Annotated in this window: 23 protein-coding genes; 12 read left to right on the top strand and 11 right to left on the bottom strand. The window is 44.3% G+C overall.

Annotated elements, in window-relative coordinates:
• Positions 1-127 precede the first annotated feature (127 nt).
• A complete protein-coding gene (locus AY605_RS10720) occupies positions 128-1939 on the top strand; it encodes a diguanylate cyclase (RefSeq protein WP_064096477.1) in 1812 nt (603 codons plus the stop codon).
• Here AY605_RS10720 and AY605_RS10715 read toward each other — a convergent pair.
• Positions 1936-2403, bottom strand: a complete 468-nt coding sequence (locus AY605_RS10715) for a GNAT family N-acetyltransferase (protein WP_171254963.1) — start codon at positions 2401-2403, stop codon at positions 1936-1938. The two genes, AY605_RS10720 and AY605_RS10715, sit on opposite strands and share 4 nt — an antisense overlap.
• A gap of 382 nt (positions 2404-2785) precedes the next feature.
• Between AY605_RS10715 and AY605_RS10710 the strand changes: the two genes are divergently transcribed.
• The 3 genes from AY605_RS10710 (at position 2786) to AY605_RS10700 (ending at position 4439) form a co-directional block, all read left to right on the top strand.
• Positions 2786-3271, top strand: a complete 486-nt coding sequence (locus AY605_RS10710) for a hypothetical protein (RefSeq protein ID WP_064096383.1) — start codon at positions 2786-2788, stop codon at positions 3269-3271.
• A gap of 246 nt (positions 3272-3517) precedes the next feature.
• Positions 3518-3793, top strand: coding sequence for a hypothetical protein (locus AY605_RS10705; protein WP_064096382.1), 276 nt, complete (start codon positions 3518-3520; stop codon positions 3791-3793).
• Positions 3794-3941: 148 nt separating this feature from the next.
• Complete coding sequence (locus AY605_RS10700) at positions 3942-4439, top strand: DUF2505 family protein (RefSeq protein WP_064096381.1); 498 nt, start codon at positions 3942-3944, stop codon at positions 4437-4439.
• Between the two features lie 114 nt (positions 4440-4553).
• Here AY605_RS10700 and AY605_RS10695 read toward each other — a convergent pair whose 3' ends face one another.
• From AY605_RS10695 to sdsA, 9 genes are all read right to left on the bottom strand, one after another.
• Complete coding sequence (locus AY605_RS10695; RefSeq protein ID WP_064096380.1) at positions 4554-5228, bottom strand: DUF1345 domain-containing protein; 675 nt, start codon at positions 5226-5228, stop codon at positions 4554-4556.
• A gap of 216 nt (positions 5229-5444) precedes the next feature.
• Complete coding sequence (locus AY605_RS10690) at positions 5445-5885, bottom strand: YbjQ family protein (protein ID WP_064096379.1); 441 nt, start codon at positions 5883-5885, stop codon at positions 5445-5447.
• A 3-nt stretch (positions 5886-5888) separates the two neighbouring features.
• A complete protein-coding gene (locus tag AY605_RS10685; RefSeq protein ID WP_064096378.1) occupies positions 5889-6245 on the bottom strand; it encodes a YbjQ family protein in 357 nt (118 codons plus the stop codon).
• Positions 6246-6352: 107 nt separating this feature from the next.
• Positions 6353-7825, bottom strand: a complete 1473-nt coding sequence (adeK, locus tag AY605_RS10680) for a multidrug efflux RND transporter AdeIJK outer membrane channel subunit AdeK (RefSeq protein ID WP_064096377.1) — start codon at positions 7823-7825, stop codon at positions 6353-6355.
• Complete coding sequence (locus tag AY605_RS10675) at positions 7825-11001, bottom strand: efflux RND transporter permease subunit (protein WP_064096376.1); 3177 nt, start codon at positions 10999-11001, stop codon at positions 7825-7827. The genes adeK and AY605_RS10675 overlap by 1 nt, the downstream gene beginning before the upstream one ends.
• Positions 11002-11014: 13 nt before the next feature.
• Entirely contained in the window at positions 11015-12277 is a 1263-nt protein-coding gene (locus AY605_RS10670) for an efflux RND transporter periplasmic adaptor subunit (protein WP_064096375.1), read from the bottom strand.
• Between the two features lie 37 nt (positions 12278-12314).
• Positions 12315-12917, bottom strand: coding sequence for a phosphatase PAP2 family protein (locus AY605_RS14940; protein WP_081406363.1), 603 nt, complete (start codon positions 12915-12917; stop codon positions 12315-12317).
• 158 nt (positions 12918-13075) lie between these two features.
• A complete protein-coding gene (locus AY605_RS10660; protein ID WP_064096373.1) occupies positions 13076-15118 on the bottom strand; it encodes a site-specific recombinase in 2043 nt (680 codons plus the stop codon).
• Between the two features lie 15 nt (positions 15119-15133).
• Positions 15134-16111: an All-trans-nonaprenyl-diphosphate synthase gene (gene sdsA, locus AY605_RS10655; RefSeq protein WP_064096372.1), complete on the bottom strand. Its 978-nt coding sequence runs from the start codon at positions 16109-16111 to the stop codon at positions 15134-15136.
• A gap of 444 nt (positions 16112-16555) precedes the next feature.
• Here sdsA and rplU point away from each other — a divergent pair, with 444 nt between their 5' ends.
• From rplU to AY605_RS10615, 8 genes are all read left to right on the top strand, one after another.
• On the top strand, positions 16556-16867 hold the full coding sequence (rplU, locus tag AY605_RS10650; RefSeq protein ID WP_004651211.1) for a 50S ribosomal protein L21: 312 nt from the start codon (positions 16556-16558) through the stop codon (positions 16865-16867).
• A 19-nt stretch (positions 16868-16886) separates the two neighbouring features.
• Positions 16887-17141, top strand: coding sequence for a 50S ribosomal protein L27 (gene rpmA / locus AY605_RS10645; RefSeq protein ID WP_004280639.1), 255 nt, complete (start codon positions 16887-16889; stop codon positions 17139-17141).
• A gap of 247 nt (positions 17142-17388) precedes the next feature.
• Positions 17389-18084: an outer membrane lipoprotein chaperone LolA gene (gene lolA, locus AY605_RS10640; protein ID WP_064096371.1), complete on the top strand. Its 696-nt coding sequence runs from the start codon at positions 17389-17391 to the stop codon at positions 18082-18084.
• 166 nt (positions 18085-18250) lie between these two features.
• Positions 18251-19009 (top strand): RsiV family protein, encoded by a 759-nt coding sequence (locus AY605_RS10635; RefSeq protein WP_064096370.1) that lies wholly within the window; start codon positions 18251-18253, stop codon positions 19007-19009.
• 100 nt (positions 19010-19109) lie between these two features.
• Complete coding sequence (gene serS, locus AY605_RS10630; protein ID WP_064096369.1) at positions 19110-20381, top strand: serine--tRNA ligase; 1272 nt, start codon at positions 19110-19112, stop codon at positions 20379-20381.
• Between the two features lie 75 nt (positions 20382-20456).
• On the top strand, positions 20457-21830 hold the full coding sequence (gene cysG, locus AY605_RS10625; protein WP_064096368.1) for a siroheme synthase CysG: 1374 nt from the start codon (positions 20457-20459) through the stop codon (positions 21828-21830).
• A 31-nt stretch (positions 21831-21861) separates the two neighbouring features.
• Positions 21862-22338, top strand: a complete 477-nt coding sequence (locus AY605_RS10620; protein ID WP_064096367.1) for a tRNA (cytidine(34)-2'-O)-methyltransferase — start codon at positions 21862-21864, stop codon at positions 22336-22338.
• A gap of 88 nt (positions 22339-22426) precedes the next feature.
• Positions 22427-22906 carry a hypothetical protein gene (locus AY605_RS10615; protein WP_064096366.1) on the top strand — a complete coding sequence of 160 codons (480 nt, stop codon included), beginning with the start codon at positions 22427-22429 and terminating at the stop codon, positions 22904-22906.
• Between the two features lie 69 nt (positions 22907-22975).
• Here the strand turns inward: AY605_RS10615 and AY605_RS10610 are convergent, their stop codons facing one another.
• The gene (locus AY605_RS10610) at positions 22976-24364 is read right to left on the bottom strand and encodes an APC family permease (RefSeq protein ID WP_064096365.1); all 1389 of its coding nucleotides are present in this window, start codon (positions 24362-24364) and stop codon (positions 22976-22978) included.
• Positions 24365-24465: the final 101 nt, after the last annotated feature.

Here is a 24465-nt window from a genome sequence, read left to right as displayed (position 1 = left end):
ACATTTGAAATCATAAATATTCCTTGTAAATTATAAGAATAATAAACAATTATCTTGAGATATAACGTATTTGCATAAATTGATAAGGAATGTCTTTTTTATCGTATTTATCTGGACCTTTAGCTGGCTGACTTGCATAACTAGTCCAGCGATCGCTCAGAACGAACTCACATCGCCATCATTTCAGCAGCAATCTCAAAATGAGGTTACAGAAGTCCATTTTACCGAACATAGCAGTAGTTCTTTGCAGGGAAAATGGTGGTTCTACCCGAACCAGTTTATAGTTCAGCCCAGCTCCATACTCCAGTCAAAAACCGTTCAATTGCCAGCTTCTTTTAAAACCTTGGCAGGCTCAAATGCGGGTTATGGGACTTTCATTGGTCATTTTAAAATTCCAAAAGAGTTTCTCGGACGACGGATTGCGATCCGGATTCCAACCCAGTACGGCGCCTATCGAATGTATGTCAATGGACAGTTTATCGTTCGACTCGGAGAAATCAGTACCACACCTGAAAAACAGGTGACTGAAAAAGCACCGCGGATTGGCTATTTTGTTCCAGACACTGAATATATTACCTTAAGTATTCAGGCCTCGAATTATACCCATTTGCATGGCGGCCTCGAACGACCGATGCAGATCGGCATTGCGGCGACAATCAATCGCCAATTCCAGCAGCTCATGATGAGTATTGCCATGGTGTGCGGTGCAGTATTTGGGGTAGGGGTGTTTACCATTCTGTTTTCGATATTCAGAGGATCTCGAGAACGCAACAGTAAAAGTATCTTTGTTTTTGGCTGGTTTATTGTCTTTTTGGCCATGCATAACCTGTTTTCTGCACCTTATGCTTATTCAGTGTTTACCAATATCAACTGGTTGTGGGGAAGCCGATTAGAGTATCTGTTTACTTTTTTTGCGGCATTCTTTTTTCTCAGCTATATGCATCTGTTTAACCGGCGCTATTTGAATCCGGTGATTTATTATATTGCAGTTATATTGTTGGTCTTTAATATTATTATTACCCTTTTTTCATCTCCGGAAATATTTGAGCGTCTGGCTCTGTTTAGTGCGATCTATGCTTTAGTCATCCTTGCCAATTTTATGTACGGCTTTTATCAGACTCTACGCTATAAAGAACATTATTCGCGTTTGAATCTGATTGCGATTATTTTCCTCTGTCTGACGTTTTTGAATGATTATCTATTGCTGATCAATGTAATTAAAACGACGCATCTGTTCTTTATCTCAACCAGTATCTACGCGTTATTAATCATGTTCCGGCAGTCGAGGCATTATGCGCATCAAACTTATGAGACCGAACAGTTGAACCTGAATCTGATTGCTCTCAACAATTCACTCGATCAAAAAGTCAAAGAACGTACCCAGCAACTGCATGAACTGAATGCTAAATTAGAGCAGCAGATGAATACTGATGCACTGACAGGTGCCTTTAACCGGCGCGCTTTAAATCATGAAATCCAGCAGCAGTTTTTGCAGACCCGGCAGCAGCTGCAACATACGCTGGTTTTTGCCATGCTCGATGTCGACTATTTCAAAAACTATAATGACTATTATGGCCATTTAAAGGGGGATGACGTCCTGAAAAATCTGGTCAGGATTATCCAGCAAGCCTTGCCGCCGTCGGGTTATCTGGCACGTTATGGTGGCGAAGAGTTTGCGATTCTGCTCACAGATATACCGGTTCAAACTGCCTTGAAAAATCTGGAAAATGTATTAGAGCAGATTCGGGAACAACGTATGGAACATCTGAACCGGCCAGATGCAAAAAAATATATTACGGTCAGTATGGGGGCAGCATGGACTGCACAAACACATATATATGCAGATATTCATGAACTGATGAAAGCTGCAGATGTGCAACTCTATGCCGCCAAACAGGCAGGGCGTGATCAGTTAAAAATTAAGAAAGAGACTGATTAAAAAACATATTTATAAAGAAGGCATACCTCATCTTCTGACCCGGCAGAATGCAGATGAAAGCCACAGCGTTGATAATAACTTAAAGCAGTCTGGGTGGACTGTATTTCAATCTGATGAATTTTTTTCTTTAATAATGTGTGATGCATCTGGTGAAACAACTGGGTACCAAATCCCAGTCTCTGGTAGTTAGGGGCGATATAATGCATCCGGATTTCTCCAGTATCACTGACCAATAAGAACCCGACCACCTTGTCATGTACAAGGTAAACCCAGCAATCGTTATAAAGCATGTCGACAATCAGGCTGGCATGATCAAATTTTTCTAGCCAGGTTTGAATTTTGCTGGCTTCACGCTGATGATCCAGAACACAGGACTGAATACTGTCATGAATCACCTGAATAATCTGAGGTATATCTTCGATCTTCCCTTCCCGAATCATAATCTTATTCATTTTCTCAAATATTTATAGGAAGGGTTTATTTGATAAAAAAACACTAGGTAAAAAACAGAACAATATTGTAGTGATTTTGAGAATTTTTGCTGATATCCATACGCCTGAAGAACAGGTCTGTTATGGATTTGTCCTTTTTTATTATCTCAAGTGCCTAAGTTTCATGATGAAGCTAAAGATAAAAATCAAAGTAAATTAAATCTTAAAATAAAAATGAACTCGAGAAGGGGGTGAAAATGCTCCAGAAAAGAAGATAAATTATAAAAATAAGCCGTAAATTTGCACTGTCTAAAAAATAGACGTATTCTGGATCCACGTGGGCTATTCCAGTAAATGCTGCGCCTGCTGCGATAAAATAAAATAAAAAAGAATCAGTCACATGAGATGATCAATTATGCTGAAATTACTCCTCCTGTTATGTGTTTTATTCATTTTGAATGCTGCTTGGATTGTGGGCAGGAAAATGTATAAGGCTCAGCGTCATCTGGCTCATAAGTGCCTAAAAAAACAGGTACAGATTTCGAGCATTACAGAGCAAGAAGTCATCGAGCAAGAGCAGCAGGTGTATCTAGTGGATGCATATGAGCTGGAACTGTTTGATGATGTGGCACAGCTATTCTTTCAACGGCAGGTGCATATTGGGAATCGAGCACAGGCCGAACAGTTACAGCAGGAAGTATTACAAAAGATGCCAATGCACTGTAGTACCCAGATCCGTCAGATGGATTTAGGGGAATGGTCAATTTTTTGGAATTTCTATGATCAATCACTAGAATATTATGTCGGCCGCTATGGAATATTTTACGTGCATGTTGACCGTTTTGGAGAAGAGCACCGGCAGGAAATCCGTACTGACCTTTTGCATCCAGACTGTGCCTAGGTAGACAACTTTTATTCGCTCTCTAATATTAAAGATCTCAAGCCGTGTACCTCAGTCGATTTAACTTGATGAAATCAGATGGAACTTTTTACCAGCTTTGTCTTTATCTGGGCGAGAATATCCCATATAACCCATTTCTTTTATGCCATGGTGCTAGAGAAAAAAACCGCAAAACTTTCTGTCTTTTTCATGCATAGCCGTGGCACAGTTATTTAAGAACAATCTGGGGAGTGAAGCAGGAAGTTCATGATTATTGATTTTCATCAAGCACAATTACAGAAATTTATGGCTCTGGCGATGAAAATCGAGGCTGAGCCTGAATTGTATTTGCAGTTTGAATCAGTTTCGGATTTTTATAAGGCTGACTGGTTGCAGGCTTTTCCCTCTGGGACTGAATATTTTGCTTCAGGTTTGGACGATGGTGCCGAAGAGTTTTATGCGGTGATCTGTTATGGTGAAATGCAGCTACGGATCAGCTGTGGTCAGGCACAGTTCTCTGCAAAACTATGTTGCAAACATTGACCGGATTGCCGCTGTTTCCCGATAAAAGAATAATGACATCTACTGTAGAGTTGATATAAATTGCAGAGTCATCTCTGTGTTTGGTTTTTATTCGCCGCTGTCAAAAGTGGCGTTAGTAAATAACTTAATAAAAATAAGGAAAAATAGCATGGCACATCAGTTTACCGTAAAAGCAATTATCAATGGCGTGTCCATTGATGAGTTTAAGCGTTTAGCCAATGATATCCGTTTACATGAGGCAGTCTGCCATCGAATTCCTGCTCAAAATCTGGAGATTCTGGTTTCGGAAAAGCAGGGGCATATGTATACCCTGAAACGTGCTTACAACCTGGATGTCAATATTCCGGATATGGCAAAAAAACTACTTAAAGATGCATTCCGTTTGCAGCGTACCGATGTCAGTAATCTGGATGAAATGACCTCGACGGTACAACTTGGGGCCAATTTGCCGATCGAGGCTACCTGTCAGCGTGCAGTCACTGGGGATGAAGACCAGATCCAGTTTCAGTTAAACTGGACGGTGAAAGTTAAAGTGCCTTTGCTGGGTGGAATGTTAGAAAAGCATGCCGAAGGTGAGATTCGTAAATTTAGTGAAATTGAACTTAGCATTGTTGAAGATGAATTGCGTAAAAACCTGACTGCCTGAAATTATGAAGCAAGATAATTAACTTTAAAACCGGTCATATAGAGACTAGAGAATGCTAGTAGATGGAGGCAGTAGATGGCTATTTTCAGTGTACTGCCTCTTTCAGGACACTTTTTAATTGCTGATAAAGTTTGCCGTGACGTTAATACTGATAGCCAGAATGGTGGTATTAAATCCATAAGCCAAAAGTAGATGTAGGGTGTTTAACACTCGCATAGATTGGCAAGTAATGGAGACGTCTGCCGTTTGCGCAGAAGTTCCGATGATATAGCTAAAATATAGAAAGTCCGGATAAGTCGGATTCGCGGTGTTGGGAAAATCCAGTCCGCCTTGTTGCTGTTTTTCCAGAGCCAAATAAAAATCATGTGCATAGTGAATGGCAAAAATCGTATGCATCAGGAACCAGGCTGAGATAATAGTGATAACAGACAGGATTAAATGGCCGGTTCGAATCAGGGGAGTTTTGGGTAAATGGTTAATTTCAATAATAATTGCAATAAAACAAATGACCAGCGTAATGATCACCAGAAATAGAATGATCCATTTACCGGCATCCTGTTGCATGGCACGTTGCAGAATATGAGCATGGTCAATGTGCCAAAGCTTTTTTATAGTAAAAAACAAATAAGCATAGATCGCGATATTCCAGCTGCTTAATAGGCAGCTGGACCAGCTTAAAGGAGTGAGGGTCTGTAAGATCAGATAAAATACCAAGATGGCTGGGAAAATAATAAAGAAATACAGATGGAATTGAAGTGTAGTTTTTATATAGTCGAGAAACTGCATCATCTTATTTATATTTATTCTGCTGATTACTTAATATCCTAGCACAGAATAATAGGGAATAAAGATGATTCCAGCGGTTTGAAGTCGGACTCAATGACTGCCTATCGCTCTATTTCCTCTTTAAAGCGGTATCGATTCAGGTTTAGTCATTTTACTACCAGGATCGTGTAGCAGGGCTGGATCAGCTCGGCAGAGTTTCTGGGTAGACATTCAGTTCGGTCAAGAAGGCTGTTTTAGTGCAGTACCATAAGCAAAGACTTCCACCATACCGCCTTGCATGCCGAGTTCAGTGGTGCTGAGACGAATTCCCATAATCTGGGTCGCCCCGATTTTTTCAGCCTCAAGTTTTAAACGTACAATTGCTTCACGCCGTGCGCGCTCTACCACGCTTTCATAGCTGGTCAGACGGCCCCCCAGCATATTCTGGACATTGGCAATGGCATATTTAAAATAATCATGGGAAATAACCACATTGCTACTGATCATTTGTCCAGAATATTCAGACATGATAAAGCGACTACTGTTCATCTGAATATATGCCAGACGTTGTTCCTGTTCATCCAGATAGCGAAAATGTTTACGTTCGTTATAACGGCCAAATCCAAACCCGACACTAAACAGGATGGCAAAAATGATGACCTGGAAAATTAAACCGTCCATGCTTTAATCTGCCTGCGGAAAAGGATCGGGTAATTTTGGCATGACCGGATCAACCACTACGGCTGTACCATAAACAAAGAGCTCAGAAGCACCCTGGGCAATATTAGAAGTCGAGAAGCGAATGCCGACAACTGCATTGGCCCCCATACTGCGAGCTTTTTCAATCATACGGTTCATCGCTTCCTGACGGGATTCTTCCAGTAGTTCGGTATAGGCAGTAAGTTCACCACCCACAATATTTTTTAGCCCGGCCAGTAGGTCACGTCCGACATGCTTGCTGCGTACGGTACTTCCATAAACGACATCTATTTGCTGACGAATGGTATGTCCCGGTACAGATTCCAGATTGCTAAGTAACATGTGTATGTTTTCTAAATAAATCGCTAGCCTATGACAATAGGAAAACTGCCTTGAAAATACAATAAAAAAAGCCCACCGAAGTGAGCTTTTCTTGATCTGTCTGGAATTTATTGCGCTTGCTGTTCGGCCGCGCGGCGTTGTTCAGACACAGACGGCGGGTTCGGCACGATGTCGGTTGTATTGACTTTTAAGCCGCCACCCAGGGTTTTATAGACTTCAACCTGATTGTTCAGATTGGCCTGTTCAAGCAATAATAAACCCTGTTCTGCAGCATAAGAAGCACGTTGTGCATCCAGTACGCTCAGATAGCTGTCAATCCCGGCACGGAAACGTGCAAGTGACAAACGATAGGTCGTATTAGTTGCTTCAACCAGACGGCGCTGAGCTGCAAGACGATCACCAATATTCTGGCGAACTGCCAGGGCATCACTGACTTCACGGAAAGCAGTTTGAATCGACTTTTCGTAATCTGACAAGGCAATTTGCTGATCAGTTTCAGAAATGCGGATATTGGCCTGACGGGTACCCCAATCAAAAATTGGAATATCCAGACTTGGGCCTACTGACCAGACAAAGCTACCAGACTTAAACAGATCACCCAGATCAGTTGACGCCAGACCTGCAGAGCCGGTCAGGCTGATGGTCGGGTACAGACGTGCGCGAGCTGCCGCAATATTGGCACCTGCTGCAGACAGACGATATTCTGCTGCACGGATATCCGGACGGTTAATCAGCAGATCACTTGGCAATCCCGCACCTAGTGCAGTATTGGAAGTAATACGGGTAACACGTTGTGCCGGTAATAAGCTGGTTGGCACTGGCTCGCCCACCAGAAGGTTTAACAGGTTTTGCGCCTGTGCCACCTGAGTCCGGTAGTTGGCAACATCGTTACGCGCTGTTTCTACTGAAATTTGTGCCTGACGTACAGGAAGCTCACTGTCGATCCCAACGTCAAAACGTTTCCTGTTCAGATTGTATGACTCAAGTTGGGTTTGCAGCGTCTGTTGCGCTAATGCCAGATTGGCATTGGCAAACGAATAGCTGAGCCATGCTTGTGCAACCTGACCAATCAGGGAGATCTGGGTCGCATCACGTGCACTCTGGGTCGCAAAGAATGTATCAAGCGCATTATCACGCAGACTACGGACACGGCCCCAGAAATCCAGTTCGTATGCGGTTACGCCTAGCCCCACGTTATAACTGGTGATAGGACCGCGGTTCTGGGCACTGTTATTTAAAGTGTCCTGACGCAGTACACTGCCACTGGCACCAATCGTAGGTAACTGGTTATTTTCGCTAATCTGATACTGCTGCTGGGCACGTTGAATATTGAGTGCTGCAGTACGCAGGTCGCGGTTATTATTCAGCGCTAAATCCAACACCTGCAGTAAACGCGGGTCAGCAAAAAACTCTTTATAACCCTGTTCTGCTACAGAAGTACCAGACGCATTGGTATAGCTGCTCGGGATATTTGCCTGCGCAACGGGTTCTGGACTGCGCATGCTTTGACAGGCAGTCAAAGCCAGCGCAAGGGCAGATACCGCAATGCTACGACCTGTAATAGACCATAGATTTTGCATTACGACTTATACTCCTGATTTTGTGTTTTTGGTTTGTATTTAAAGACACTTCGAATCCATACATAGAATACCGGGATAAAGAAGATACCTAATAAGGTCGAGCTGATAACACCACCGAGTACACCATAACCTACCGAGTGCTGGCTACCAGCACCAGCACCTGAAGACAGGGCAAGCGGCAATACACCAAAACCAAAGGCTAAAGTGGTCATGATAATCGGGCGTAAACGCATTTTTGCCGCATGCAAGGTAGCATCGAATAATTCTTCACCTTGTTCTTGCAGCTCTTTAGCGAATTCGACAATCAAGATGGCATTTTTCGCAGAAAGACCAATGACTGCAATAAGCGCTACCTGGAAGTAGATGTTATTGGACAGGTTTGGATTCTGGAACAGCATCATCCCACCAAAGGTCAGTAATAACGCACCCACAATACCCAATGGCACCACCAGCAGCACCGAGAACGGAATTGACCAGCTTTCATACAAGGCTGCCAGACACAGGAATACAATCAATAACGACAGGGCATACAGGAATGGAGCCTGATCACCAGATTCACGTTCTTCCAGAGATAAACCTGTCCATTCATAGTCGAAACCTGGCAAGCCCATTTCCGGTAACTTCGCGATAATTTCTTCCATGGCCTGCATGGCTGCACCCGAGCTGACACCTGGCGCCGGAGTACCCTGGATGTTCATAGACGATACGCCATTGTAACGTTCTAGTCGTGGTGAACCATAGGTCCATTCACCTGTTGCAAATGCCGAGAAAGGAACCATTTCACCGCGATTATTACGGACATACCATTTATCCAGATCTTGCGGCATCATGCGCGCATCTGCTTCACCCTGTACATAGACTTTCTTGACACGACCGCGATCTACGAAATCGTTGATATACGAACCGCCCCAAGCCATGCCCATGGTGGTGTTAATTTCAGCGATGCTCACACCCATGGCACCCGCTTGTGCCTGATCGATAATCACATGGTACTGAGGTGTATCTTCCTGACCATTCGGACGTACACCCGCCAGACGTGGATCTTTTGCCGCCATGCCCAAAATTGCATTACGGGCTGCAAGAAGCTGTTCATGAGTCTGGCCACCTGCTGCCTGGAGCTGCAGGTTAAAGCCAGCGGATACACCCAGTTCTGGCATTGCAGGTAACTGTAGCGGCATGATGTAAGAAGCATCCTGCACAATCATGTTTAATGCCATACCACGTTGAATGATCGCACCGACCTGAGCTTCCGGATTGGTACGTTCAGACCAGTCTTTCAGTTTAATGAAAGCCAGACCTGCGTTTTGACCTACACCGGTAAAGGAGAAACCTGCCACACTAAATACGGACTGAACCGTATCTTTCTCGTTTTCCAGGAAATAGTTAGTCATGGTATTGACTACACTATCAGTTCTTTGCAGCGTTGCGTTCGGTGGTAGTTGTACCAGTGCAATTACTACACCCTGATCTTCATCCGGCAGGAACGAAGAAGGCAGTTTCTGGAAAATAAGAACAATAATACCCAGTACTACAGCGTAAATGATGCCCGAAAAAATTTTGCTGTGAGTCATGCGGTTAACGCCGCCCTGATATTTCACCGACATCTTTTCAAAGCTGCTGTTAAACCAGCGGAAGAAGCGTGCAAACACACCATTACTTTCCGGTTTGTTAGGATCATGCTGTTTCAGCAGGGTCGCACACAGGGCAGGGGTAAAGGTGAGCGCCACAATGAGTGATAAAACCATTGCAGTCACAAGGGTAATCGAGAACTGGCGATAAATAACCCCGGTCGTACCACCGAAGAATGCCATAGGCACGAATACTGCAGAAAGTACCGAAGTAATACCAATCAATGCACCAGAAATCTGTTTCATTGACTTTTCAGTTGCAGAAACCGGATCGAGGTGTTCCTCCGTCATTACCCGTTCCACGTTTTCGACTACGACAATCGCATCATCGACCAGAAGACCAATCGCCAATACCATGGCAAACATGGTCAGGGTGTTAATCGAGAAGCCGAAGACATTAATAACAGCAAAGGTCCCCAATACCACGACTGGAACCGCCATGGTTGGAATGATGGTCGCACGCCAGTTCTGCAAGAATAGGAACATGACGATGAAGACCAGAATAATCGCTTCAATGAGGGTATGAACCACAGATTCAATCGATAACTGAATGAAAGGCGTGGTATCGAAAGCCAGCGTATCCACCATCCCTTCAGGATAATTTGGACGTAACTGTTTTAAGCGCTCTTCAACTGCTTTTGCAGTATCTAGGGCATTGGCGCCTGTAGCTAGCTTAATGGCTACACCACCGGCCGGTTTACCATTAAATTTGGAATCAAACTGGTAGTTGTCCGCACCTAGTTCTACACGTGCTACATCGCCCAGGCGAACCTGTGCACCTGACGTGGTATTTTTCAGGAAAATATTGCTGAACTGTTCCGGGGTTTGTAACAGGCTTTGTGCTGTGACTGTCGCATTCAGTACTTGACCTTTTACTGCAGGTGCTCCACCGAGCTGACCCACGGCAACCTGTGCATTCTGGGTACGAATTGCGGTGGCAATATCACTTGGAGTGACTTGCAGACTTGCCATTTTGGCTGGATCGAGCCAGATACGCATGGCATATGAACCACCAAAGACCTGAACTTCACCAACGCCTTCGACACGGCTTAAAGGTTCAGAAATATTGGAGTTCACATAGTCTTTAATGTCATCTGCAGTCAGGGTGCCATCTGGCGAATAGAAAGCCAGAACCTGTAAGAAGCTGGCACCAGACTTGGTAACACGTACACCCTGACGCTGTACATCTTCAGGAAGTAGTGCGGTAGCAGACTGTAATTTGTTTTGAACCTGAACTTGCGCCAGGTCAGGGTCTATACCCTGTTCAAAGTTTACAGCAATAGACGAAGAGCCATTACCCGCACTGGTGGACGAAATATAACGTAATCCGTCCATACCATTCATCTGCTGCTCAATGATCTGAGTTACTGTATTTTCAACAGTTTCAGCAGATGCACCTGGATAAGTTGCAGAAATGGTGATGGTTGGCGGAGCGATAGTCGGATATTGCGCAATCGGCATTTTGCTGATGGTTAGAATACCCGCCAGCATAATTACCAATGCGATCACCCATGCAAAAATCGGGCGATGAATAAAGAATTGAGCCATGAACCATTACTCCTTATGCATTTGCAGCAGGTTTTTGTTCAGGTTTCTCTTTAGCATCATCTGCCTTTTTCTCGCTCGCTGCAGGCTGTTTCGGTGCAGCACCTTGTGGAGCAGCAGCTTGAGGTTGATAAGGTTTAGCAATGACTTGTTGTTCAGGCTTAACTTTCGCAATACCGTCTACAATCACTCTATCACCTGGGTTTAGACCTTCTGTCACAATCCAGTCAGCGCCTTGTGTGCCGACTGTAGTCACTGGACGCGATGCCACTTTACCATCAGCACCGACCAGCATTGCCATCGCCTGACCTGTAGGGGTACGAGTGAGGGCTGCCAAAGGGATGAGGTAAGCATTCGGGATTTCACCCTGCACAATTTGTGCAGTTGCAAACATGCCAGGAAGAAGCAGGTGGTTTTTATTCGGGAATACTGCACGTAAGGTGACTGTACCTGTTTCAGGATTCACGCTGGCATCCGAGAATGCAAGACGGCCTTCTACCGGGTAGGTGCTGCCATCTTCAAGCTTTAGCTTGACTTTGGTATTGTTTGAACTGTTCAGGTCGCCTTTACTCAATTGCTGACGTAAACGCAAAAGTTCAGTACTAGACTGGTTAATATCGACATAGATCGGATCCAGACGCTGAATTGTCACTAACGGATCTGGCTGGTTGGCCGTGACTAATGCGCCTGCAGTCACAGACGAACGGTTGGTCTGACCCGAGATCGGGGCACGTACCGTTGAATAACCCAGGTTGATTTCAGCATTACGCAGGCTGGCACGATTGGCATTCAACTCGGCTTCAGCTAGTTTTACCTGTGCCACGATGTCATCATACTCTTGCTTCGAAATGGCATTTGTACCGACCAGTTGACGGTAGCGTCCTTCTTTGACCCGCAATACACCCAGATTTGCTTCAGCACTGGCAATCGCTGCACGGGCGTTGTCTACTGTAGTACGGCTGGAGCTTGAATCGATTTCATACAGCGCCTGACCTTCACGTACATAACTGCCTTCAGTGAACAAGCGTTTTAGAACGACGCCACTGGCTTGCGGGCGTACTTCTGAAATTTCAAATGCAGTTGTACGACCCGAGAGCTCTACAGACTGCTCTACACTTTGCGGTTGTGCAACAAGAACACCGACTTCAGTCGGTGGCATTTTTTGTTGAGCGCCAGCTTGCTGGCCCTCTTTGGGATCTTTGCTACAACCAACAAGTGCAAGACTTGTTGCTAATGCGCAAGCAGTCAGGGCCGGTGCCCAAAGCTTTGCAGACATCATTATTCCACCTCAATTAGATTTTTATCTAAATATTTTTTTATTTGTGCGCCGTGCAATATTTGATCCACACCATATACCACAACGAAATCCAAATAAAACTGATACTCCAGCCAGAAATGACATCTGAAGGAAAATGTACGCCCAGATAAACTCTTGAAATTCCCATCATCAGCATCCATAACACTGCGCCCATCACAATAATGTAATACCGGGAATGTTGCCGATAGATATAAATTGCCAGACATCCCAGACAGGCTGCATACAGACTATGGGCACTTGGAAAAGAACTTCCAAAGCTTTCCACCAGATGGAGGGATGCTGGTGGTCTTGGTCGGGCAATCGCAAATTTCAACAGCCAAGCTAGGAGTATTCCTCCGATAATTCCGATACATATAAAAGTTATGTTTGTACGCTTTTTATACCACAGTAAATAAATACACCATAGTGTGGATAAAAATAATACAAATGGCATGCCACCTATTGCTGATAAGTATGTTGCAATCTGATTTAAAGTTCCGGTGCGATGCTCGCTCATCCACTGTACACTGAGCAAGTCAAACTGGCTCAAGACTGGAATGTTAAGGAATAAAACACTGAAAAATAAAAGCAAAATTCCGACAAAAAGCAACAAGTAAGGCATACCGAGAATCTCTGTCCCTCTCACCGATAAAGGATCGGCTCATTGTCTGAAGTGAAGTGTACTTGTCAGTACACTTTTTTTCAAGTGTGTGTATTTTATGCGAATTCCATTATCTTAGTAAGGAATTTGGAAGCAAATATGTCGAAATTATCACAGTTTTAGGACTTTGTAGATGTATGATTTTCGTCAATTTCAAGTGTTTGCTTAGGGGGCCAGAAGAAATCACTGGGGCGGGTCAGAAAGTGAGTCATGACCAGTTTTGCTAGCGGTTTCCACTGTTCAAAACGAACCCGTCGCGCACGCAATGCTACAATAATAGTCAGGCTGAAGCTGACAAAGAGGTTGGTCAGGCCAATCAGCAAGACACCGAGGAAAGATACGACAATCAAACCGACATCAGGACCATTAATATTGATCAGACCCTGAATAAAGTTAGCTGATGCAAAGGCAATGTGACGAATATCCAGTGGTAGACCCAAAATGAAACCGAGTGTCCCCATGCTTCCCAGCATAATACCAAACATAAAATTACCCGCCAGTGCCCCTAGATTACGCTCGATATAGTCAGCAAAGCGCAGCAAGCGTTGCTGCCCCATAAGCTGGGCTAAACGCACATCCGCTTTCAGGCGAGGTCCTACCTTGCGATAAACTGCCATATTGTCAAAATAACCTGCTAATAATCCGGACAGGAACAAACAGACTCCGGCAATTGCAGCATGCGGAATAGCTAAAGAAGTAAAGGGATTCAGGTCATGCAGGATTTTGGCTGCCTTGGCATGGGTCATTAAGGGTTCATGCAGGGCATAATCCCAAGTTAAGGCAATCAGAGCGGCTACCGGAATCGCGATCGAAATATTACCTAAAATGGCAACAAACTGGGTGCGGATAATGTTCACAATCAGCGCAGCCAGCTCGGCAATCTGAGCCATTTTTGTGCCTTTGCGCTGTTGTACGGTCGCAGCCAGCGCGGCAGCCGTCATCGCCGGCTGTTTGGTCGCAACGGTAAAATGCAGGACATGAATCAGCATAAAGCCTAGCGAATAATTCATGCTGTAGCTAAAGGCCTGCATCAGGGGCGCCATAGAAACACGTGCCATTAATGTTTTTAGCGTGGCCATAATGGCAATGATTACGCCTGCACCTGCAGCCGACTTATACATGGCGAGAAAGCCCTGCTTGTCCGTACTGACATAATGCTCACCGGTCTTGCTGGCATTTTCGGTGACTTGCAAAGCTAAAAGTTCACTATTGGTTGCCAGTAAGGCACGGACACTGCGTTCACTGTAAATTGCTTCAGTGATATCCGCAATAAAAAGGCCAATGGACTTATAACGAAGGTCATCATCATCCATGACCATATTCAGCAGGATTTCGACTCGTTCCAGACACTGTTCCAGCAGAGCAAGCATATAGGTCAGACTGACACTGACTCCAATCCGTCTGGTAGAGCGGCGCACCTTGGCCGCTACATCATGACATTGCTCCAGCATCACCAGCGCTTGTGAGGCATCCGGTGGGGTAATCGAATCGACCAGTGCTACCGTGTTATAACGTTTCTTGTATTCCTGAATAAATTCGTTGATCTCACGGTTCTGTACCAGAAAAGGAGATTCATATTCCATCAGTTCAGGTTGGGCATTAATAAATTCGGGATGCAGACCGATACCGCTGATTCGATAAGACAGAATAGTCAGGGCCTTGATCAGCTCATCCTTAATCCGGGTTTTTTCAGGCTGGTTGGAATGTCCCTGATTCAGGATCGAAAACAAACGCTGCCAGTCTGCCGCATCAAAATAATCCAGCCAGTATTTATCGGTACGATGATAAAAAACCTTGCGGAACAATTCCTGTAGCTGCTGAGGGTCAGGAATAAGCGGCAAAATATGCGCGCCAATACGCTGGTTCAGCTGGTTCCAGAAACCATCCAGGGATAAAATGCCAGTATCGGAAAACAGTCCCGTCTGTTTATAACGATTAATGATCCGAAGGGTAAAGGTCTGAAGCGTCGCAACAGCATTCGGGGTAAGTAATAAAGCCCGAATAAATGCATTGAATTTTGCTTCGATCTCCTCGGTATTTCTGCTGTCTTCCGGTCTGATTCTTTCAACCAGCTCAATCAGAAGATTTTCATCCAGAACTGCCTGAGGTTGTTCAAGCTGATGCTGCATGTTTTGGAAAAGATCAAGAAAATTAATATGCATAGGCAAATTTAAAAATTACTGAATTCGGTGTAGGGCCAGTTTGGCCAGATTAATCAGGGCTTGACGGTATTCAGAGTCAGGTAAGGCCTGCAGGGCATTGATTGCGATTTCAGTTTCTTCAGTCGCACGTTGACGGCAATAATCCAGTGCACCAGATTCATTAACAATATGAATGACCTGCTCCAGATGTTCTGTGCCACCAGTTGCAATACTGCGACGGATGATTTCATGTTGCTCACCGGTGGTGTTTTTCAGTGCCGCAATCAATGGCAGGGTGGGCTTGCCCTCCATCAGATCATCACCGATATTTTTACCGAGCGTGTCCGCATCGGAGGTGTAGTCCAAAATGTCATCTATAATCTGGAAAGCATTACCGAAATGTCCGGCAAAGGTTTTTAAAGGCTGACGGAATTCACTTTTATCCGACAAAATGGCAGCCCCTTCGGTGGCCAGTTCAAACAGACGCGAGGTCTTGCCATGAATAATATTCAAATAAGTCGCTTCAGTGGTTTCCGGCTGATGCTGGGATTGCAGTTGCAGCACTTCACCCTCAGCAATTTCACAGGTACCGGTCGAGAAATCCTTGAGCAATACCATATTGTTCAGATCGACCAGCAAATCAAAAGCACGTGAAATCAGAAAGTCACCGACTAGAACAGCAGTCTGGTTATTCCAGGTCGCATTTGCAGTTGGGCGACCGCGACGCAGACCTGATTCATCGACTACATCATCATGCACCAGTGTTGCGGTATGCAGCATTTCAATGATTGCAGCCAGTTTACGGTGCGGTTCCAAATTTTCAGCACCACACGCCTTGGCAGCCAGAAGACACATAATCGGGCGCATACGTTTGCCACCGGCTTCTACCACGTGTTTGCTGACGGCCATCACCAACGCAACTTTTGAGGTAATTCCTTCATTAATGAATGTGTCCATCGCAGCAAAGTCGTTAGCAACAGGAGCGAGAATGTCTTGCTTAAAGTCGATGGTCATGTGAAAGAAAACCTCTGGTCTGGTAAATCGCTGGACGTAGTTTAACAATTTATAACATGAGTGAAACCTAAGAAATGCATAAACTCCACTAAAAATCAGCTTTTTATAGATCTTAAGAGAAATTGCTCCCTATTTCGAGCCATAAAAAATCACAAAAGGTCAGGACGCACCCCATTCATTCGGCTGAGTATATTAATCAAATGTGCCAGATTTCTGCTGTAGTATTTTGTTGCTGAATATATCTTGAGTGCTTGATTTGATAGAAAATATTTAATAGTTAAATAATTAGCGTAAACGGGTCATTATTATTTCAGTAAAATGGCTTGTTGTTTTTTTGAATATCCCTTAAAATCCTCGCCCTTAGATATCCCCCCAGTGGCGTACGTCTTAAGTTCGATATATTCCTTTATCGGCACGACGACACGGGTTAGTTTGGAGTACATTATGTACGCAGTAATCCAAAGCGGTGGTAAACAGCACCGTGTAGTTGAGGGTGAAACCCTTAAAGTAGAATTATTGAAAGCTGAAACTGGCGCGACTATTACGTTTGATGACGTATTGATGCTTGTTAACGGTGAAAGCATTCAAATCGGTGCTCCAGTTGTTGCTGGTGCTACTGTAACTGCTGAAGTAGTTAGCCATGGTCGTCACGACAAAATCCGTATTGTTAAAATGCGTCGTCGTAAACACTACCGTAAACAACAAGGTCACCGTCAATGGTTCACTGAGTTGAAAATTACAGCTATTTCAGGCTAATTACGAGGAGTAAATAGACATGGCAACTAAAAAAGCCGGTGGTTCGACTAAGAACGGTCGTGATTCGAATCCTAAGATGTTAGGTGTTAAAGTTTACGGTGGTCAAACTGTAACTGCAGGTAACATCATCGTGCGTCAACGTGGTACTGAATTCCACGCTGGTCAAAACGTAGGTATGGGCCGTGACCATACATTATTTGCTACTGCTGATGGCGTAGTAAAATTCGAAGTGAAAGGTCAATTTGGCCGTCGCTACGTATCTGTTGACGCGTAATCCGCTGAGATAGAAAAAAAGCCCACAATTTTTGTGGGTTTTTTTATGCCTGAAAATTAATGTTCAGGTTAAGTGACATTCCATAATGTAAAAATTGTTCTGAAATCTTCATGATGATGAACAAAAAAACCGGTTTCGAATTAATAACAATACAAAAGTTCTTATTTTCTATCATTTTAGCTTTTAATTTTCGTTTAAGATGAGTTATCAAATAAATTGCGATGACGCAAAATATAAGGGTGAAATTATGAATATGCTTCGTAAAACCGTCTGTGCGATGGCGCTGGGTGCAGTGACTTTAGCTCCGGTGATGAGTACAACCGTGTTTGCTGCCCCTGTAGCAGCTTCGGAGCAGCAGGCAACTGCAAGTCTGGTGAAACAGCTTAATCATGTGCGTAGTATGACGGCAAACTTCGAACAAAGCTCCAAGGTGACTAACCCGAGAGCAACTCAGAAGAAAGGTCTGACTGCACAGCATATGAATCAAACCTTTAAAGGGGTGATGAAAGTCGAGCGTCCGGGTAAATTCTATTGGGAAACAACTGCACCATCCAAGCAGGTAATTGCAACTACGGGTAAAACTGTGTGGATTTATGATCCTGATTTGCAGCAGGCGGTTCGTCAAAGTCTAGATGAACAGGTGGCCAACACACCGGCATTATTGCTGTCAGGAAACACCAGCCAGATTATGCAGTCTTACCGGGTCACTCAGCCAAATAAGGGTAAAACCTATTACACGCTTTATCCTAAAAATACCGATGGGGTATTTGAAAGCTTGACGATCAGTTTTGGAATGAATAAAGCACCAAATTTGATGATCTTGCAGGATTCATTGGGGCAAACCACCACAATCAAATTTAACAATGTAAAAGTGAATAGCAGCATTCCTGCTTCTACTTTTAACTTTATCCCCCCCAAGGGTACAGACATCATTGATCAATAAACTTTAAAATGAACCGATAAAAGCAACCTATTCAGGTTGCTTTTTTATTGCCAGAGATCAGGATAAGGTTGGACTGGATACAAGGTTTAGCTATATCTGGATGGCAGCGCATCTTAAAATAAATAAAAGTCGAGTCAATGAAATTGCAAAATTTTAGGAGCTCAGTATGAAGATCAATCGGTTTAAAATTTTCAGGGTGTATCTAGTGTTCTTGATTGGTCTGGGCATACTGGGTTGTCAGCCTCAATCCAGTTCAGTTGCTATTCCTGAAACAGACCAGAATGTGCAGATTGAAACTGAAGCAGTTCCACTCAAGGGGGCGGCCAAAGTGGTGTGTGAAATAGAGGGGTGTATACGCTTTGATTTGCAGACGGTAGACACCAATATTGACTGGATTAATCAATATTTTGTTGAGCGCATTCAGCATACCGAACCTGTTGCATTCATTAAAGTTATCCAGAAAAATCCTAAAAAAGCCCATGAAACGCATTATCTGGATCAGCGGACGATCAAGGTGGAATTTATGGCTCAGCGCGCTCATCTGGCGACTTTTGCCTTAAAAAGTTCCAATTTACCTCGGAATCATGCTCAACCGATGACTCATACTGAATATATCAATTTTGATTTACAGCAGAAAAAACGTCTGGCTTTACATCAATTTTTGTTCAATGGCAGCGAACAGAAACTGCTTGAGGTGATGTATCGTGCCAATGCCCCATGGTTGAATAAACAAGGGATTCAACTGCAACAGTTAAAGCTGAGTGATAACTATTATTTTGACAGCTCTGGTCTGGTGATAGTGTATCCGGCGGGTGAGTTGGCTCCGACAGCTGCAGGCATGCCTGAATTAAAAGTACCCTATGCAGATTTAAAAAAAGTGATTCGGCCAGAATATTGGGCCATTTTGCAGCAGACAACTTCCTAAATATTGTGCTAATAGGGCGAAGCTTGGGTTCTGGTCGCTGTATTTTTTGACGTTAAGAGCTTACACTATAGCCAGTTTTTTTCTTAACAAAAGATTGGCTATGATCGACCCGAAATTACTCAGAAATAATATTGAGGCTGTAAATTTAGCCTTGGCAAAACGTGGTGTTCAACTGAATGTCGAAGAGTGGGCTGCACTTGAAGCTCGCCGCAAAGAAATTCAATCCAAAACTGAATCGCTACAAGCTGAGCGTAATGCGGGTGCGAAACAAGTTGGTCAAATTAAAAAAGCCGGCGGTGACGCATCTGAAATCATGGCACGTATGTCAGCGATTGGTGATGAAATCAAAGCTGCTGAAGCTGCACTGGCTGAACTGCAAGCTGAGCTTGAAGAAAAATCATTGTCTATTCCAAACTTGCCAGACGAATCTGTACCGGCAGGTAAAGATGAAAGCGATAACGTGGAAATCCTGAAATGGGGTACGCCACGTGAATTTGATTTCGAAATCAAAGACCATACTGATCTTGGCGAAATGATGGGCGGTCTGGAATTTGAAACCGCTACCAAATTGACCGGTTCACGTTTTAGCGTACTGAAAGGTCCATTGGCACGTTTACAGCGTGCTCTTACCCAGTTCATGCTGAATACACACACAGACCAAAATGGCTATACCGAAGCCTATGTGCCTTATCTGGTCAATGCAGATTCATTGCGTGGGACTGGTCAGCTGCCAAAATTTGAAGAAGATCTGTTTAAACTGCAGGGCGAAAAAGAATTTTATCTGATTCCGACTGCTGAAGTGCCAGTAACGAATTTTGTGCGTGATGAAATTATTGATGCAGACCGTCTGCCACTGAAATATGCGGCGCATACGCCATGTTTCCGCAGTGAAGCTGGTTCTTATGGTCGTGATACGCGTGGTTTAATCCGTCAGCATCAATTTGACAAAGTGGAAATGGTTCAGATTGTAAAACCTGAAACCTCGATGCAGGCACTAGAAGAATTAACTGGTCATGCAGAAGGTATTTTGCAGGCATTAGGTCTTCCATACCGTAAGATCATCCTGTGTGGTGGTGATATGGGCTTTGGCGCGACCAAGACTTATGACCTAGAAGTTTGGGTACCAAGCCAAAGTACCTATCGTGAAATTTCTTCATGCTCAAACATGGGGGACTTCCAGGCGCGTCGCATGAAAGCGCGTTACCGTGCTGATCAGAAGAAAACTGAATTTGTGCATACCTTGAATGGTTCAGGTCTGGCCGTGGGTCGTACTTTACTTGCAGTGATGGAAAACTATCAGCGCGCCGATGGCTCGATTGAGATTCCTGAAGTATTACGTCCATATATGGGTGGTGCGACTTATATCGACTAATTGTCGATCTTTGCATCCCTATAAATGTGCATGAAAATTGCATAGACAGTCAGATTTAAAATTTTGAGGTAGTTCGTGGATATTTTTCCAATCTCGTTAAAGTTGCAGCAGCAACCTTGTCTGATTGTCGGTGGTGGGCATATTGCATACCGTAAAGCACTTTTACTTCAAAAAGCAGGTGCGATCATTCATGTGATTGCACCTGAAATCGAAGAGAGTCTGCTGCGAATTGTGCAAAATAGCCAAGGACACTATGTGCAGGCAGCTTTTTATCCTGAAGTTGCATTACGCCAATATCGACTGGTGATTGCGGCGACTGATGATGCCGAGACCAATCGTCAGGTCTTTGAACTGTGTGAAGCGGAAAATGTCCTAGTCAATAGCGTCGATGATCCACCGCATTGCCGGTTTATGGTGCCAGCGATTATTGACCGTTCACCTTTGGTAATTTCAGTCGCATCGAATGGTACGTCGCCCGTGTTGTCGCGGCAGATTCGTACTCAACTGGAAACCACTATTCCGCATGAAATGGGCAAGCTAGCCGAGTTTTCAGGAAAATGGCGCAGTGCGGTTAAGGCTAAAATAATCAATCCGGATGAACGCCGTATTTTTTGGGAAGACTTATATGCCAGTCCGCTAAAAGAACAGGTGTTTAACGACAATATTGCAGAAGCAGATCGCCTGATCGAGCAAGCATTACAAGAATGGCAACAGCCGAAAGGTGAAGTCTATCTGGTGGGCGCCGGTCCTGGTGATCCAGAACTGCTGACATTAAAAGCCTTACGTTTGATGCAGCAAGCCGATGTGGTGATTTACGACCGTCTGGTTTCAGCACCCATCATGGATCTATGTCGTCGTGATGCGGAAAAGATCTATGTCGGTAAGGCGCGTTCCAACCATGCGGTGCCGCAGGATGGAATTAATGCCTTGTTGGTCAAATATGCCAGTGAAGGAAAGCGGGTTTGTCGTCTGAAAGGTGGTGATCCCTTTATCTTCGGGCGTGGTGGTGAAGAGATTGAAGAACTGTTCGCTGCAGGCATTACTTTTCAGGTGGTTCCAGGGATTACTGCAGCTTCAGGCTGTTCAGCCTATGCCGGTATTCCCTTGACCCATCGTGATTATGCACAAAGTGTACGTTTCCTGACCGGTCACTTAAAAGAAGGTTCGCCTGAACTGCCTTGGAGTGAACTGGTCTATGAAAACCAGACCTTGGTGCTGTATATGGGCTTGGTGGGACTGGAAAAAATCTGTGCGCAGTTGATTGCTCATGGTCAACGCACCGATATGCCGGTAGCGCTAATTTCTAAAGGTACGACCCCTGAGCAAAAAGTCGTAGTGGGCACCCTGACGGACATTGCATCCAAGGTGGCCGAACATCAGATTCAAGCTCCGACTTTGACCATTATTGGTGAAGTTGTGCGTTTGCGTGAACAATTAAAGTGGCAATAAGCTGTCACTTAAACCCAAGTAGAGAAATTCTGTGATCCACGTTGTTTTATATGAGCCTGAAATTCCTGCAAATACAGGCAATATCATTCGTCTGTGTGCCAATACCGGAGCGCAGTTGCATCTGGTCAAGCCGCTGGGTTTTGAACTGGATGACAAAAAGCTGAAACGTGCCGGCCTTGATTATCACGAATATGCCAATATGCAGATTTGGGAAAATATCGAAGACTGTCTGGCTGATCTGGCAAGTAAAGGCATTGGTCCGGATGCAGTCTATCCACTCACTACTAAAGGTTCTGCAACGCCACATACCTCGGACTTAAACCGTCCTGTGGCCTTGTTAATGGGGCCGGAAACTCGTGGCCTACCGGAGCAGGTGCGTATGCTGTTCCCGCAAAAGCAATGGATTCGTTTACCCATGGCAGAGAACTCGCGCAGTCTGAACCTTTCAAATGCGACTGCAGTGATTGTGTATGAGGCTTGGCGTCAACAGGGTTTTAAAGCGCTTTAACTGAAATCTACAATAATTTAAAAAGCCACCTTCGGGTGGCTTTTTTATTTTGTGTAACAAATAGATAAAAGGTTTTGCACTTCATTGTATGCTTAGGTTTGAAACGTCATCAAATATAGCAAAAGGTACTGCCTTGAAGCCTCTAGTAAAACTTGTCATCACATGTTGCTTTAGCATCATTGCTGCTTCTGTGAGTGCGGAAGACGGTAGTGCTGCAACCCTGACAACTGAAAATCGGCCTATTACTCAAGCGGAAATCCAGCAGAGCCTTCGCGACATGCAGAAACGCCTGGATGCCCGTATTGAAAAATGGGGACAGAGCCTGGATGCAGATGATTTTCAATGGACCTGGCAGGGACGTAAACTAAAACAGGCCAAGCGCCAAGAAGTTTGTGATATCTTCCAGGGTGTTGTGGATGAAATGTATCAACTGGCTGTCCAGAATAAAGCCCGTTTAGCTCCGGAAGAGCAGAAGATGTTGTCTAACCGTCGCCTGTTTATTGAAAAACTGGGCTACAAAAATAATCGGGTCGATACTCAAATGGGTTTTGATTGCCTTCTAAATTAGTCAGCTTGAAAAAAGCAAAAAAATAAAAAAGGCGCATGAAGCGCCTTTTTTAAGGATGAACAATACCGATTATTCAAATTCGTTATGTTGTGGAGCAGGGTGCTTAAAGCCCTTGGTTTTGTAGCCCAAGTACAGAATACCGAACATCGCCCACCATAAACCGTATTTCAGCGCAGTTTCTTCAATTTCCAGCCACATTGCAAAGATACTGAAAAAACCAAGCATTGGAATGACCACGAAGCTGAAAATGTCTTTCGCAGTTTTAGTGCGGCCATCTCGCAGTGCATAACGTGAAATCACCGACAGGTTAACGAAAGTAAACGCTGTCAAGGCACCGAAGCTGATCATTGAAATGACGATATCCAGATCCATGAAGCCTGCCGTTAAGGCCACAGCACCGACAATCAGAATATTGTAGTTTGGCGTGTAGCTTTTCGGGCTAATATGACCAAAGATCTTCTTATTGATCACGCCATCACGACCCATTACATACATCAGACGAGATACACCTGCATGTGCTGAGATCCCTGATGCCATTACTGTAATGATTGCAAAAGTCAGAACATAAGACTGGAACAATGAACCGCCTACGAGTAATAGGATTTCTGGCTGAGTTTCAGCAATATTCTTAAAATAAGAACCTGGATTAGAAGGGAAGTACAGCTGCATGAAATACGTGCTAATAATGAAAATAATCCCGGCGATTAAAGCAGTCAGGAAAATTGCTTTAGGCAAAGTTTTTTCAGTGTCTTTGGTTTCTTCTGCCAGAGAACTTAAAGAGTCAAAACCAGTGAATGAGAAGCATAGTAAAGTTGCACCGGTAATCAGTGCACCGACTGATGTCAGTTCATTCCAGAAAGGCTCGAGACTCCAAAGCTGGTAACGCTGTTCAGCCGTGATCGGACCATCGGCATTGAAGCCTGCCTGCAGTTTGGTAAACACCATCCAGGTAAAGATGCCGATAACCAGTAACTGTACCAGTACGATCAGACTGTTAAAGTTGGCCACGAAGCGTGCACCGCGCAAGTTTACCCCGGTCATGAAGGCAGTCAATACGACGACCCAGACCCAGTGGTTGACATCCGGGAACAAAGCCTCAAGATAGATCACCGCCAAGATAATGTTGACCATTGGTGATAACAGATAATCAAGCCATGAAGACCATCCCACCATAAAGCCAATATTCGGGTGAATCGATTTTTGCGCATAGGTATAGGCCGAACCCGAAGAAGGATAGCGACGAATCATGTGACCATAGCTGATCGATGTAAACAAAATTGCAATGAGGGCAATGATGTAAGAAGTAGGAACATGCAAATGACTTTCTTCAGATACCAAACCAAAGGTATCAAATAAGGTCATGGGTTGAATGTAAGCTAAACCAATAATAATGATGTGCCAGAGTCCTAGCGTTTTTTGCAGTTTAGCTGCCGATTGAGTCCCAGAGAAATTTGTCAACGGCGTTATCCTCTTAATCGTTGATCAAGGATCAGTCATATTTAATAAGGATCGTTTGAGACGAACGATCCCCCCTACAATTTTCTATAAAAGCGCGCCAA

It is taken from the genome of Acinetobacter sp. SFD (assembly GCF_001647575.1).
Classification (GTDB): Bacteria; Pseudomonadota; Gammaproteobacteria; order Pseudomonadales; family Moraxellaceae; genus Acinetobacter; species Acinetobacter pecorum.
Note: the sequence above shows the minus strand (reverse complement) of the source record. Positions and strands in the feature narration are given on the sequence as shown.